Origin of the sequence: Pseudomonas sp. CFBP13508 (assembly GCF_005233515.1) — a bacterium.
GTDB lineage: Bacteria > Pseudomonadota > Gammaproteobacteria > Pseudomonadales > Pseudomonadaceae > Aquipseudomonas > Aquipseudomonas mercuritolerans.
Map to the genome: position 1 here is coordinate 584,612 of NZ_QFZZ01000001.1, position 13,604 is coordinate 598,215.

Annotated in this window: 10 protein-coding genes; 4 read left to right on the top strand and 6 right to left on the bottom strand. The window is 58.0% G+C overall.

The features are described from left to right. Positions 1 to 132 precede the first annotated feature (132 nt). The 3 genes from gnd to PspCFBP13508_RS02605 are packed head-to-tail and all read left to right on the top strand — an operon-like array spanning position 133 to position 3,451. Complete coding sequence (gnd, locus tag PspCFBP13508_RS02595; RefSeq protein ID WP_064362242.1) at positions 133 to 1,113, top strand: phosphogluconate dehydrogenase (NAD(+)-dependent, decarboxylating); 981 nt, start codon at positions 133 to 135, stop codon at positions 1,111 to 1,113. Next, a complete protein-coding gene (gene zwf / locus PspCFBP13508_RS02600; protein WP_137213550.1) occupies positions 1,110 to 2,633 on the top strand; it encodes a glucose-6-phosphate dehydrogenase in 1,524 nt (507 codons plus the stop codon). The genes gnd and zwf overlap by 4 nt, the downstream gene beginning before the upstream one ends. Then, entirely contained in the window at positions 2,630 to 3,451 is an 822-nt protein-coding gene (locus PspCFBP13508_RS02605; RefSeq protein ID WP_137213551.1) for an HAD family hydrolase, read from the top strand. The genes zwf and PspCFBP13508_RS02605 overlap by 4 nt, the downstream gene beginning before the upstream one ends. A gap of 124 nt (positions 3,452 to 3,575) precedes the next feature. Here the strand turns inward: PspCFBP13508_RS02605 and nhaB are convergent, their stop codons facing one another. The 3 genes from nhaB to PspCFBP13508_RS02620 all read right to left on the bottom strand — a co-directional run bounded on the left by nhaB (position 3,576) and on the right by PspCFBP13508_RS02620 (position 6,986). Next, the gene (gene nhaB / locus PspCFBP13508_RS02610) at positions 3,576 to 5,078 is read right to left on the bottom strand and encodes a sodium/proton antiporter NhaB (RefSeq protein WP_137213552.1); all 1,503 of its coding nucleotides are present in this window, start codon (positions 5,076 to 5,078) and stop codon (positions 3,576 to 3,578) included. Between the two features lie 88 nt (positions 5,079 to 5,166). Beyond that, the gene (locus tag PspCFBP13508_RS02615) at positions 5,167 to 6,456 is read right to left on the bottom strand and encodes a hypothetical protein (protein WP_137213553.1); all 1,290 of its coding nucleotides are present in this window, start codon (positions 6,454 to 6,456) and stop codon (positions 5,167 to 5,169) included. 263 nt (positions 6,457 to 6,719) lie between these two features. Next, positions 6,720 to 6,986, bottom strand: coding sequence for a hypothetical protein (locus PspCFBP13508_RS02620; RefSeq protein ID WP_137213554.1), 267 nt, complete (start codon positions 6,984 to 6,986; stop codon positions 6,720 to 6,722). Between the two features lie 624 nt (positions 6,987 to 7,610). Between PspCFBP13508_RS02620 and PspCFBP13508_RS02625 the strand changes: the two genes are divergently transcribed. Further along, positions 7,611 to 8,936: a sigma-54 dependent transcriptional regulator gene (locus tag PspCFBP13508_RS02625; RefSeq protein ID WP_137213555.1), complete on the top strand. Its 1,326-nt coding sequence runs from the start codon at positions 7,611 to 7,613 to the stop codon at positions 8,934 to 8,936. A gap of 112 nt (positions 8,937 to 9,048) precedes the next feature. Here the strand turns inward: PspCFBP13508_RS02625 and PspCFBP13508_RS02630 are convergent, their stop codons facing one another. The 3 genes from PspCFBP13508_RS02630 to PspCFBP13508_RS02640 form a co-directional block, all read right to left on the bottom strand. Continuing rightward, entirely contained in the window at positions 9,049 to 11,244 is a 2,196-nt protein-coding gene (locus tag PspCFBP13508_RS02630) for a hypothetical protein (RefSeq protein WP_137213556.1), read from the bottom strand. A gap of 231 nt (positions 11,245 to 11,475) precedes the next feature. Next, positions 11,476 to 12,792 carry a hypothetical protein gene (locus PspCFBP13508_RS02635; RefSeq protein WP_130910542.1) on the bottom strand — a complete coding sequence of 439 codons (1,317 nt, stop codon included), beginning with the start codon at positions 12,790 to 12,792 and terminating at the stop codon, positions 11,476 to 11,478. 45 nt (positions 12,793 to 12,837) lie between these two features. Continuing rightward, entirely contained in the window at positions 12,838 to 13,584 is a 747-nt protein-coding gene (locus PspCFBP13508_RS02640; RefSeq protein ID WP_130910541.1) for a hypothetical protein, read from the bottom strand. Positions 13,585 to 13,604 lie beyond the last annotated feature (20 nt).

The window sequence follows — 13,604 nt, forward strand, 5'->3', positions numbered from 1 at the left end:
TTCGGGGCGTTATCACTCTGGATCGGGCACAATGCCCGGAAACTTCATCGCAACGCTCTGGACTAACCTCCATCAGTCGCGTTGGGCTATAACCAATGACACACATTTATTTGTAGTAAGGAGCATCAGCACATGCAACTCGGGATTATTGGACTGGGCCGCATGGGCGGCAATATTGCGCGACGTCTGATGCTCAACGGGCACACCACCGTTGTTTACGATCGCAATACCGCTTTCATCGATAACCTGGTCGCCGAGGGCTCCACTGGCGTCGCTGACTTGCCAGCGCTGGTCGCCGGCCTCGACAAGCCGCGCGCGGTCTGGGTCATGCTGCCGGCCGGCGCACCGACCGAAGACACAATCAACACCCTGAGCGAACTGCTCGAACCCGGCGATACCATCATCGACGGCGGCAACACCAACTACAAGGACGACATTCGTCGCGCCAAGACGCTGAACGAGAAGGGCCTGCACTACATCGACGTCGGCACCTCCGGCGGCGTCTGGGGCCTGGAACGCGGCTATTGCATGATGATCGGTGGCGACGCCGAAACCGTGCAGCGTCTCGATCCGCTGTTCGCCGCACTGGCGCCGGGCATGGGCGACATTCCGCGCACCAAGGATCGCAAGTCCGATGACCACCGCGCCGAGCATGGCTACATCCACGCCGGTCCCGCAGGCGCCGGGCACTTCGTGAAGATGATCCACAACGGCATCGAGTACGGCATGATGGCCGCGTTCGCCGAGGGCTTCGACATCCTCAAGACCAAATCCAGCGAACGCCTGCCGGAAGATCAGCGTTTTGATCTCAACGTGGCGGACATCGCGGAAGTCTGGCGTCGTGGCAGCGTGGTTTCGTCGTGGCTGCTCGACCTGACTGCCGATGCGCTGGCCAGCGATCCGAAGCTCGACGGTTTCTCCGGCTCGGTAGCCGACAGCGGCGAAGGTCAATGGACCATCGAGGCGGCCATGGAGCAAGCCGTGCCGGTGCCAGTGCTGTCCAACTCGCTGTTCTCCCGTTACCGCTCGCGCGGGCAGGGCACCTTCGGTGACAAGATCCTGTCGGCACAACGCTTCGGCTTCGGCGGCCACGTGGAGACCGCGAAAAAATGACCCATACGATCCGCAGAAAATCCAAGGCAGAACCCGCACCACCGACGACGCTTTTCTTGTTCGGTGCCCACGGCGACCTGGTCAAGCGCTTGCTCATGCCGGCGCTGTACAACCTCAGCCGCGACGGCCTGCTCGACGAGAATCTGCGGATCGTCGGCGTTGATCACAACGCCATTACCGATGAAGCCTTCGCGCAAAAGCTTGAAGACTTCATCCGTACCGAAGTGGCGGCGAAGGTCGGCAAGGGCGATCAGATGCTTGATCCGGCCTTGTGGGCCAAGCTCGCCAAAGGTATCAGCTACGTCCAGGGCGATTTCCTCGACGACAGCACTTATTCAGCCCTGGCGGCGAAAATCGCCGACAGCGGCACCGGCAATGCGGTGTTCTACCTGGCCACCGCGCCGCGTTTCTTCAGTGAAGTGGTGCGCCGCCTCGGCAGCGCCGGTTTGCTCGAAGAAACTCCCGAAGCGTTCAGAAGGGTGGTGATCGAGAAGCCGTTCGGCTCCGACCTGCACACCGCCGAAGCCTTGAACGCGTGCCTGCTCAAGGTCATGAGCGAAAAGCAGATCTACCGGATCGACCACTATCTGGGCAAGGAAACCGTGCAGAACATCCTGGTCAGCCGGTTCTCCAACAGCCTGTTCGAAGCGTTCTGGAACAACCATTACATCGACCACGTGCAAATCACCGCGGCGGAAACCGTCGGCGTGGAAACCCGTGGCAGTTTTTACGAACACACCGGCGCATTGCGTGACATGGTGCCCAATCACCTGTTCCAGCTGCTGGCCATGGTCGCGATGGAGCCGCCGGCGGCTTTTGGCGCTGACGCGGTACGCGGCGAGAAGGCCAAAGTGGTCGGGGCGATTCGTCCCTGGTCCACCGAAGAAGCCCGGGCCAACTCGGTGCGCGGGCAGTACAGCGCTGGCGAGCGCGATGGCCAGCCATTGAAGGGTTATCGCGAAGAAGCCAACGTGTCTCCCGACAGCACCACGGAAACCTACGTGGCGCTGAAGGTGATGATCGATAACTGGCGCTGGGTCGGCGTGCCGTTCTATCTGCGCACCGGCAAGCGCATGAGCGTGCGCGACACCGAGATCGTCATCTGCTTCAAACCGGCGCCGTATGCGCAATTCCGCGACACGGAAGTCGACGAGTTGCAGCCGACTTACCTGCGTATCCAGATCCAGCCAAACGAAGGCATGTGGTTCGACCTGCTGGCCAAGCGGCCCGGGCCGGCGCTGAACATGGCCAATATCGAGCTGGGTTTTGCATATAAGGATTTCTTCGAGATGCAGCCTTCGACTGGCTACGAAACCTTGATCTACGACTGCCTGACCGGTGATCAGACGCTGTTCCAGCGTGCCGACAACATCGAGAACGGTTGGAGAGCGGTGCAGCCTTTCCTTGATGCGTGGCAGCAGGATGCCAGCGTCGAGTTGTATGCCGCTGGCGACGATGGCCCGCAGGCCGCCGAAGATCTGCTGACTCGCGATGGTCGCGTCTGGCACAGCCTGGGATGAGTGATTTGTCGAAACAACCCATACGTTTTCTGCTCAGCGACATGGACGGCACGCTGTTGTTGCCGGATCACACACTGAATCAACGCACCATTGACGCCGTGCGCTCGTTGCGCGAGGCCGGCGTGCTGTTCAGCCTCGCCAGCGGCCGCCCGCCGAAAGCCATGTTGCAGCAGATCGAGGCGCTGGGCGTTGATCTGCCGACAGCGGCGTTCAATGGCGGCACCATCGTCAAACCGGACGGCACACTGTTGGCTGCGCATTATTTGCCAGCGACGACCGCGCTGATTGCTTTGGCGCAGTTTGCCGATCAACCGGAGGTGGAAATCTGGGTGTTCAGCGGCGGTGACTGGCTGCTCAAGGATCCGCACGGGCCGATGGTCCCGCGTGAACAGAGCGGCCTCGGCTATCCGCCGGTGGTGGTGGAAAGTTTTGAACCGTATCTGGAGCGCATCGACAAGATCGTCGCCACCAGCAACAACACTGAGTTGTTGATCGAACTGGAGGCGCAGCTGTTGCCGAAGGTCAACGGCATGGCGCAAGTGTCGCGTTCACAGCCGGTGTATCTCGACGTCACTGCCCTGGAGGCCAACAAAGGCACCGCGTTGACGACGATTGCCGAATACCTCGGCGTGCCGCTGGAACAGACCGCCGTCATCGGCGACGGTGGCAACGACCCGGCAATGTTCAAATGCGCCGGTTTGTCGATAGCCATGGGCCAGGCGGAAGAGGCGGTGAAGCGTCAGGCTGATGTCGTTACAGCGTCAAACACCGAAGACGGCGTGGTCCTGGCGATAGAGAAATACATCCTCCCGCACTGACCCAACACAAAAACCAATGTGGGAGCGAGCCTGCTCGCGAAGGCGTCGGCACATTCAACACCTTCATTGCCTGACCCAACGCGTTCGCGAGCAGGCTCGCTCCCACAGGTTTATTCAGTGTTGCTTAGAGCCAGTAGCTCACCGCATACCAGCCCAACAGTCCCATTACCACGGTATACGGCACCGCCATCCAGACCATGCGCCCGTACGACAACCGCACCAGCGGCGCGATTGCTGAGGTCAGCAGGAACAGAAATGCTGCCTGACCATTCGGCGTCGCCACACTGGGCAAATTGGTGCCGGTGTTGATCGCAATCGCCAACGTTTCGAAGTGCTCGCGAGTCATGTGCCCGGCAAGGAAAGCCTGTTTCACTTCGGTGATGTAAATGGTTGCGACGAATACGTTGTCGCTGATCGCCGAGAGCAGGCCGTTGGCGATGAACAACATGCCCGGCTGCTGATCCATCGGCAATGCCAGAACCCACTGGATCAGCGGGGCGAACAGTTGCTGATCATGGATCACCGCCACCACGGCAAAAAACACCACCAGCAGCGCAGTAAACGGCATGGCGTCCTTGAACGCACTGCCGAGGCGATGCTCGTCGGTGATGCCGGTAAACGCAGTGATCAACACAATCACCATCAATCCGATCAGGCCGACTTCAGCCAGGTGAAACGCCAGGCAACCAATCAGAATCAGCGCCGCCGCACCTTGCACCAGCAGCGCCGCCGTCTGACGAGGCGTGCGTTTGGCGTTGTCCTCGGCGGCGTAGTTGGCCAAAACCGCGCGGACGTTGTCCGGCAGCAGCGTGCCGTATCCGAACCAGCGCAGCTTCTCCAGCAGCACGCACGTCACCAGACCCGCCACCAGTACCGGCAGCGACACCGGGGCAACTTTCTGGAAAAACTCGCCGAAATGCCAGCCCATCTCATGGCCGATCAACAGGTTCTGCGGCTCACCGACCAAGGTGCAGACCCCGCCCAGCGCCGTACCGACCGCGCCGTGCATCAGCAGGCTGCGCAGGAAGGCGCGGAACTGATTCAAGTCCTCATGGTGTCGCGACGGTAAATGCTGATCGTCACCGAATTCGCTGTCCTGACGCGGATCGTTGCCCGATGCGACACGGTGATACACCGAGTAAAAGCCGACAGCCGCACTGATGATCACCGCCGTCACGGTCAGCGCATCAAGAAACGCCGAAAGAAACGCCGACAAGAAGCAGAACATCAGCGCGAGAATGGCTTTCGAACGCACGCCCAACAGCAGCCGCGAGAAGAGAAACAGCAACAGATCCTTCATGAAGTAAATGCCGGCCACCATGAACATCAGCAGCAGAATCACCGGAAAGTTGTGCAGCAACTCATCGTAGAGCGCTTGCGGTGTGGTCATCTTCAGCAGCAACGCTTCAATCAACAACAAGCCGCCCGGCATCAACGGATAACACTTGAGCGCCATGGCCAGGGTGAAGATGAACTCGATCACCAGTAACCAGCCTGCGGCGACCGGGCTGATAGTGAACAGCACCACGGCATTGAGAATGAGAAAACCGACGATGGTCGCCTTGTACCAGCGCGGCGATTGCCCGAGGAAGTTGTGCGCGAACGCCTGGGCGATTGAACCGGACATCGGCTGCTCCTTTTATTTAGAAGCGCGAAAGTTGCCGGATGTTTCAGGGAAGATCAAGTCGCCGTTAACCTCGATCCTGTTCAATGCTCTATGGATTCAGATAACGCGCAACCATTGCCCGGTAGTTGCCATCCAGTGAATAGCCGCCCACAACAATGGCCCCGTCCGTTTGCACGGCCAGCGAACTGGCTGTGTCGAGACTTCGTCCCAGTCGCGTGCGTAACCAACCTTGGCCTTGGCCGAACGCTGGATCGAGACTGCCGTCAGCTTGATAACGGGCGACCATGAAGTCGGCTTCAACCCCGCCGATGGTGGCGCCTACGGCGACGATGCGGCCGTCGCTCATTGGCTGGGCGGCATTCCATTGGCAACCGCTGGGGCCGATGTCCAACACCTGTGGCTGGCCACGATGACAGTGCAGGTCCGGTCGACCGTTGGCGTGCAGGACAAATGTCAGGCAGCGGATCGGATCGCGGCTGCTGCCGAAGCAATAAAGCCTGTCGTCGGACTCGATGATCTGGCTGACCTGAGTGCTGTTGCCATGGGCCTTGAAGGCCATGAAACCGTCCACGGCGAAGCGCTCATCCAGGCTGCCATCGGGGCGATAGACTGCCAACAGGCCTTGCTGCGGAAAGTCGATCGAGCCTGCGACGACGATGCGCCCGTCCTGCTTCAACAGCAGGGTGCTCAGCCAGGTATTGAGCAGCAGGTGGCGGACCATCACGAATCCGCGTCCGTTGAAGGATTCGTCCAGTTGGCCGTCGGGCAGCAGACGAATCAGCATCCCGGCGTGGTCGGCGAGGCTGAAATGATGATTGGCGATCAGCAGAATGCGGCCGTCTTGCTGCACCGCAAAATCACAGGCTTCGACACCCGGCACGCCCGGCGGCAACCAGTTGTCGCGGGTTCCCATGGACAACTCGCCGGGCAGTTGCACGACCTGGAAGCCATCATCCCCGAAGGTGCGGTCTGGCTGGCCGTTGGTATCGAACAGGGCGAGGGCGGGGAAGGTGCGATGGGTGCCCTCATAATGCAGGCCACCCAGCAGAACCCTTCCGTCAGGCAGCACCTGGACCTTGCCGGCCCTGGCTTCGCAACCTTCGATGAAGCTGCCAATCACGCTGCCCTGAATGGCAAAGGACAAATCCGCCGAACCATCCGCCAGCAGTCGCGCCAGGCCAAATCGGCTTCCCTTTGGCGTACCGACTTTCGCGGCAACCAGAATCCGCCCCTGTGCATCGAGCGCTACATGCTGAGTCTGGCTCGATAGACTGCCGGCAAAGTACACCTGCGCAACACCGCCAATGGCGAATGCCGAGTCGAGCGAACCGGGGTTGTTCCATGCAGTAGGCAGCGCAAAAGTGTTCAGGGTGGACATGCACGCATCTCCTTGCGAGTGAACCGATACCCAGTGATTGGGCGGCTGACTGCACGAGCGAAACATTCAATCCCTGAACCGCGTGAAGCACAACTGGACGGATTAACAGAACGACGGTCGCACTGTGCCAGAACAGTGTCTTGTTGAACCAGTCGCAAGCGAGCCAAGTACTTTGGGTAAAACTGCGCTGAAAGTACCTGCTTGTTCGACTACGCATACAACAAGGGCGGATGACTTCAACGTCATCCGCCCTTGTGCGGTTATCAGTGTGGCATCGACCAGGATTGCAACTTGTGGCCGTCTTCGCTCAGTTCGGCGCGGGCCTGCTGCAGCAGTTGTTCAAGTTGCGCCGGGTCAGAGTAGGCGCTGCTCGGGATCTGTTTGCGACCGATGTGCGAGTTGGTGCGGTCGATGACGGTCAGGCTCAGTTCGCCGTTACCGTCTTGTGGCGCCCAGGCCACGCATTGGAAAGGCTTGAACGCGTGGTTGGCAATCAAAAGTGCTTCGTTGATACGCAGCGGGGCAGTCATGGGGTCTTCTCTCTATTGGCGCCCAATCAAATGATGTGCCGTCGGTTGGGCTTACCGTACGGCGGGTTACTTGTACTGATGCACGCAACCGGGGGGTGGGTCACACTTGAAACAAAGAAATTTCAAGTTCTTTACATAACGGCCGTTCGCTTCGGTAGTCCTGCACATGTCAGGACACCGCGCTGAATTCACCCCTCACCCCAGCCCTCTCCCCGAGGAGAGGGAGCCGACTTGTGGGCTTTTCAAACTTGGGTTCGGCTCGATAATTCAGGTCGGTGTAACTCGAACAAACACCACGGTCTTATCCCTCACCCCGAGGAGAGGGAGCCGACTTGTGGGCTTCTCAAACTTGGGTTCGGCTCGATAATTCAGGTCGGTGTAGCTCGAACAAACACCACGGTCAGTTCCCTCTCCCTGGGGAGAGGGCTAGGGTGAGGGGCCGCTCTCTGACACAACACAAATAGTCGATAGCTAACTAACAACCAGGTTTCTTATAACTCTTTCATCAAGCTTCATATAAGCAATCGATACAAGCCCCCGTCAAAATCTTGCTAGTGTTACAACCGGGTCTGCCAAATGACTGTTTTTACAATCATTTATAAAATTTGGCGCCAAGGAGCAGTCATGAGCGAAGCGCCCGCGTCGAGACGTTTACTGGTAGTCGATCCGTGTGACGACTGCCATCGCCTGTTGCCCGGATTGCGCGCCGTGGGTTGGGATGTCGACAGTTGTAATCTTGAAAACGCCGCATCCCGCGCCTGTGACGTAGGCCTGCTGCGTTTGCAGCCGTTCCATCTGGAACGTCCCGAAGCCGTTAAAGAGCTGATCAGCCGCAGCGGCACCGAGTGGATTGCGGTGCTCAATCAGGAAGTCCTGCGCTTGCAGAACGTCGGCGACTTCGTCTGCGAGTGGTTTTTCGATTTCCACACCTTGCCCTTCGACGTCTCCCGCGTGCAGGTCACCCTGGGCCGCGCCTTCGGCATGGCACGCCTGCGCGGGCAGGGCACGATTCATGTCGATCAGCCGGAGCACGAACTGCTCGGCGACAGCAAACCGATCCGCGAACTGCGCAAGCTGCTGAGCAAACTCGCACCGACCGAATCGCCAGTGCTGATTCGCGGCGAAAGCGGCACCGGCAAAGAGCTGGTCGCCCGCACCCTGCACCGGCAATCGCAACGCCACAGCAAACCGTTTGTGGCGATCAACTGCGGGGCGATCCCTGAGCATCTGATTCAGTCGGAATTGTTTGGCCACGAGAAAGGCGCGTTCACCGGCGCGCATCAGCGCAAGGTCGGGCGCATCGAAGCAGCCAATGGCGGCACATTGTTCCTCGATGAGATCGGCGACCTGCCGCTGGAATTGCAGGCCAATCTGCTGCGATTTCTTCAGGAAAAGCATATTGAGCGGGTAGGGGGCAGTCAGCCGATCCCCGTAGACGTGCGCGTGCTCGCGGCGACCCACGTTGACCTGGAAGCAGCCATCGAGAAGAAGCGTTTTCGTGAAGACCTGTATTACCGGCTCAACGTCCTGCAAGTCGTGACCGCGCCGTTGCGTGAACGCCATGGCGACTTATCCATGCTGGCCAACCATTTTTCGCACTTCTATAGCCATGAAACCGGGCGCCGGCCACGCAGCTTCAGCGAAGATGCGTTGATCGCCATGGGCAAGCACGACTGGCCGGGGAATGTGCGCGAGCTGGCGAATCGGGTACGGCGGGGGTTGGTGTTGGCGGAGGGCCGGCAGATCGAGGCGCGGGATCTCGGCTTGATCAGCCAGCACTCCATTGCCACGCCGATGGGTACCTTGGAGGATTACAAGACTCGCGCGGAACGGCAGGCGTTGTGTGATGTGTTGAATCGGCACAGTGATAATTTGAGTGTGGCCGCGAAGGTCCTAGGGGTTTCGCGGCCTACTTTTTATCGGTTGTTGCATAAGCATCAGATTAGGTGAGTTGAGTTTATCGTAAATCGGCGGTTGAAGGGCTCGTACGGACTCCCTATACGCTCTTGAAAGCTGGGATAGGTGGATGATGGTTTTCTTGTTCTATGCTTTCATGTAGTCCTCAGCTTTGCTTTATAATTATTTTATTTATGTAAAACGTTGAATCGGAGTAACCTGAGATGCTAATTTTTGTAGTTGTTGGAGTGTGCCAATCGATTCCAATCCAATCTTTGGTTATTGTTTGCCAGCCGGAGGTCGCAGGCAGCTCCGCGGTGAAAAACACTTTATCACCCTGCCAAAATTGCATTGTCGCTTTACCTCCCCTATAAACCATACTCACTACATACTTATGTCCGATCTTGAAATTTTGAAAAGTTTTGGCTATGGATGTGTATGGAACGCCGGAAGGGACCCCTAGGGCTGATTCTAAAAAATACTCGTCTCCTGTGTTTGATATTTTGTTCGTGTGAACAGTAACCCAACCGTTCCAGTCGAAGTTATCAAATGTAGTAACATCTCCGACATTGGTCTTATATATCCCTCTCTTACATTCGATCGAATCGGCCAGCGGGGCCTCATCAAAAAAACCCACTTTCAAAACAAGCTCCAACGTCGAATCCACCTCACACCCCCGCAACCACTCCACCTCCGCCAAATAACTAAGCCCCACCCCCTGATCATGCACCGCCCCCACAAACTGCTCCTTAACCCGCTCCCCACCACCCGCAAACGTCTCCACATACTTCAACCAAATCGGACATCCTTTCGCGCACTGCAACGGCCAAGCCTCACACAACACCTTCGTATCATCCTTGATCAACCCAACATCCAGCACATCCCCATCAAACCCCTCAAGTTTCGGCATCGGCATGCTCGACTGCAGCAACTCGCCAATCTTCAATTCCACACTCTGAACCGGTGTTCCCTGTCCGCTGCTGATAACCGAGTATTTCAAAACCACTGGAAGTTGCAGGTTCGCTCCGGTAATCGAGTAAGGGATCTTGAATTCAGTTTTCGTTTGCCCAGCCACTATGACCTTCTTCTGGGGCGGCACCGAACCATCTCCAGGTCGCCCGACCACCTCCAGTTCAATTTCGTCATTGGCATTCAACTTCAAGTTATCGAACACCACTGTGAAGCCGTTTTGATGCACATTCGGATCAAGCACCAGATTCGGCGCTTCGGTGACAGTCGGTGGCTCCAACTGGCTGACTTCACCGGTCACCTTGATGTCGACTTCACGGGATTGACGGGCAGGCAAGTCGCCTCGGATCAAGTCATAGCTGACCTTGGCCGAACCATTGCGGATGAGCAGGATCGCAGCGTTCGGGATCGTAAGATCGAGGATGTTGGGCAGGCTGAGAAGCTTCTTTTTCGCCGGTCCCACAATTACGGGCTGCCCCTGCGGCGGAGTACCCGTCCAGGTCAGGCTCAGCTCGTCATTGATCTGGAAATGCTGGTCTGTGAAGAATGCGCGGGCAACGGCATCGTGGCTGCCCAATTGCTTTAGGTCGATCGCCGAGACGATTTGTTCATCGACCATAACTAATGGCGCTGGCAACCGGTCGGTAAGGTCCACCGACACATTAGTAATTTTCGACCAAGGCGCCTCTGGATCCGGAAAATTGCCAACGCGGTCGACCACTTGAAAGGACACTTCGACAATGGGTTTGCTGCCTTCTTTTTTGATGACTTCTTCAGTGAAGGTGACGATGATCGGATTGTTTGCCGGATCAGCGACTTGTGCTTCAGTCACCGGGTAGTACGAAACCAGTTCGTCACCCCAGCGACAAAACATCCGATCATGAGTGGCAATATTCTTGTAAGGCTTCACCAGCATTTTGATCCCACCCCTGGCCATATCGGCATCCACACCCTTCGAAGGGTCGGGATCAAGGGTGTAGAGAAGGCCGGAATGTCCCGGTTCGCTGTCGGTGTCAACGTCGCCAGGGCGGGTGAGTTTGACCCATAACAGCAAGCTATCCGACTCGACCGGACCCTGATTCAATCGGGTAACTATGTAGAAGGCGTTGGCGCTGCCATTGGTGATCTGGCCTGCCGGGATATCGAACGTGAGCTGTTTATCAATGTTGTTTTCATCGATTTCTATGGTACGAACCGGGAAAAACGGGTTATCAAAGTAAAAAGCACACTTGTCCTTCAGAGCCATGTTAAGCCAAGGATCAACGACCCCGGTCAGGTAGCCACTTTTCACTGCTTCCAACGATATGCCACCATGATATTCCTCCGGCGTTTCCAGCTCGGTAGCCAAGGGAATTCGAGGACGAAACAAGTCTGCGGCGCTAAGTACAGTCACGGCTAAATGCTCCTGAACATGCTGATCACGGGCGACCAGACACTGCAAGTATCAGAAGTTAATTACGTGAAAAGCACACCTGTCATACCTGACAGGTGCGGGCATGTTTCCGATGAATGGTCGATGAGCAAAAAACCTGAAAATCAAAAGATCGCAGCCTTCGGCGGCCCCTGCATTTGGATTGCGTAATCCCTGTAGGAGCTGCCGGAGGCTGCTATCTTTTGCTTTGCTTTAGAAGTAATACGGGAATTTCAGGCTGAACGAAAAGTCCGGCGCATCATCAGTCATGCCGATCGACAAGTTCGGCACGATCGTCAGGTTGTCGGTTGCCGCAATCGTCATGCCGACGTTGAAGTAACCGGCGTTGGCATCACTGGAAACCACCGATTCCCAATCGCCCCCGTCCTGTTTCAGCTTGCTCTTGCGTTGCACCAGGTCGGAGACCGAGAACGACATACTCATCTTCTCGTTCAGCGCGAAGGCGATACCGGCGCCGATCTGGAAGCTGTCGCCAATCTTCACCTTGCCCGGGGTTTTCTGGTTGACCGTGGAGCTGATGTCGTCGAATGACTCCTCGAGGTTGTGGGTGTAGGAGAGGCTGCCGAACAGCACCGCCGGGTCAAACGTCTTGACCAGCGAGATGCCCGGGGTGATCGACCAGACGCCGTTGCCGGTGGGCAGGGTGTCGGGCACGAACAGGTTGGAGTTGGCGTCGGTCTGGCGCAGTTTGATGCCGAACGGGTCTTTGCCGGTCGGCGCCTTGACGCGCAGGGTGACCACGGCGTCCGGGGTGTTGACCGACTCGTCGAGGAACTTGTAGGCGATCCCGAAGTTGACGTCGCCAATGGTTGGATCCTTGGTCACGGTTTCTTCAGTCGTCACACCGGCCGCGCCCTGATTGCCGCCGCCGGACTGATACGTCGACTCGCGATACACCACCGGCACGTTCAGGTCGAACTGCCAGCGGTTGTCGAAGTTGTAGCGCCCGGTGAGGTCGAGGGTCCAGGTGTCGGCCTTGATCCGGTCGAGGTTGATGTTGCCGAGAAAGATCGAATCCAGCGCAAGGAAACCGTTGAGGATCAACTGGCGGGTGTCGTAGCGCGAATAGGTCAGGCCGGTTTCGACGCTGAACTTGCCGCCGCCAAAGAAACCGCTGGCTTCGTCATACAGATTGGAAACGCTCTGCGCCGGTTGCGAATCATCGGCCAGCGATTGACCGTAGGAAGCGCCACTGCCCCCGGCGGCGCCTCCCGATGCAGCGGCCGCACCGGTGCCCGTGGCGGCTCCGGTAGCGACGCGATTGCCTTTCATGTCGGACGGCGATTTGGCCAGCCGTTTTGGCGCTGGGGCGGCGGGTGTTTCTTCTACCTGGCGGACCCGTTGTTCAAGTACCGCCAGCGCTTGTTGTTGTTGTTCGTATCGTTGTTTCAGTTCCAGAAGTTCCCGTTTCAGGGCTTCTACATCGGCGTCGGGTGCTGCTTGCAGCATTGCCGCCGGGAGAAGGGTACTCAAACACACTGCGGCGCGCAGTGATACTGATCGATACATGAATAAGCCGTCCCTTTAAGCCCAATGATCGAGACTCAGCGTAGTTCAATATCCGATATTGCGTAGGGCGCCGAGTTGGGTCAGGTTGCAATCCAGTGCACCGGCGCTTCTGCCGTTATTGTTAAGTACGACGTTGAGTTGAGTGAGGTTGTTGACTACGTTGGCACTGCCCAGCAATCGCGTGTTCTGCAGCAGCCCGCCCTGGGCGACCTGTTGCAGCGCGGTGCCCTGATTGCCGCTGGCCTGAATCGCCATTTGCACGCCACCACCATTGGCCGAAACCGCGACGCTGCCGGCGCCGTTGCTGCCGGTGATGGTCTGCCCGGCGACAAGGGCCTGGCCTTGCGACGGCACCAGAGCCGGGGCCTGACTGGCCTCGCTGACGTTGATCGCGACGTTGTTGTTGGCGGTGTTGCCATCGCCGGCGGCGCGCACGCTTTGCGTCACGCCCTGGCTGCTGTTGAGGCCGGCGCCACCGATGACAGTGCCGGTACCCAATGTGGGAGCACTGCCATTGCCCGACTCCTTGATGGTCGAGACATAGAATTCCGGTTTGACCGTTGCGGCCTGGACCTGCATCGAGGTCGCAGCCCCGATCAAATCGCCGCTGGCGTTGCGCCAGGTGCTGCTCATGACAATGCCGAAGCTGATGATCCGCCCCGGCATGACGTAACGACCGCGCAGCTCGGCGAGCTCCTGGTCCTTGATTTCGATGGGTTTGAATCCGGCATGGGCTAAACCTGACGCACTCGCTGCCAGGCAGGCGGCGGCCAGCCAGTATGAGCTTTTCATCTGCTGCTCCCGGGACATCC

Coding starts and splice junctions, on each gene's coding strand:
- gnd (WP_064362242.1), top strand. CDS start 133: ATGCAACTCGGGATTATTGGACTGGGCCGCATGGGCGGCAATATTGCG.
- zwf (WP_137213550.1), top strand. CDS start 1,110: ATGACCCATACGATCCGCAGAAAATCCAAGGCAGAACCCGCACCACCG.
- PspCFBP13508_RS02605 (WP_137213551.1), top strand. CDS start 2,630: ATGAGTGATTTGTCGAAACAACCCATACGTTTTCTGCTCAGCGACATG.
- nhaB (WP_137213552.1), bottom strand. CDS start 5,078: ATGTCCGGTTCAATCGCCCAGGCGTTCGCGCACAACTTCCTCGGGCAA.
- PspCFBP13508_RS02615 (WP_137213553.1), bottom strand. CDS start 6,456: ATGTCCACCCTGAACACTTTTGCGCTGCCTACTGCATGGAACAACCCC.
- PspCFBP13508_RS02620 (WP_137213554.1), bottom strand. CDS start 6,986: ATGACTGCCCCGCTGCGTATCAACGAAGCACTTTTGATTGCCAACCAC.
- PspCFBP13508_RS02625 (WP_137213555.1), top strand. CDS start 7,611: ATGAGCGAAGCGCCCGCGTCGAGACGTTTACTGGTAGTCGATCCGTGT.
- PspCFBP13508_RS02635 (WP_130910542.1), bottom strand. CDS start 12,792: ATGTATCGATCAGTATCACTGCGCGCCGCAGTGTGTTTGAGTACCCTT.
- PspCFBP13508_RS02640 (WP_130910541.1), bottom strand. CDS start 13,584: ATGAAAAGCTCATACTGGCTGGCCGCCGCCTGCCTGGCAGCGAGTGCG.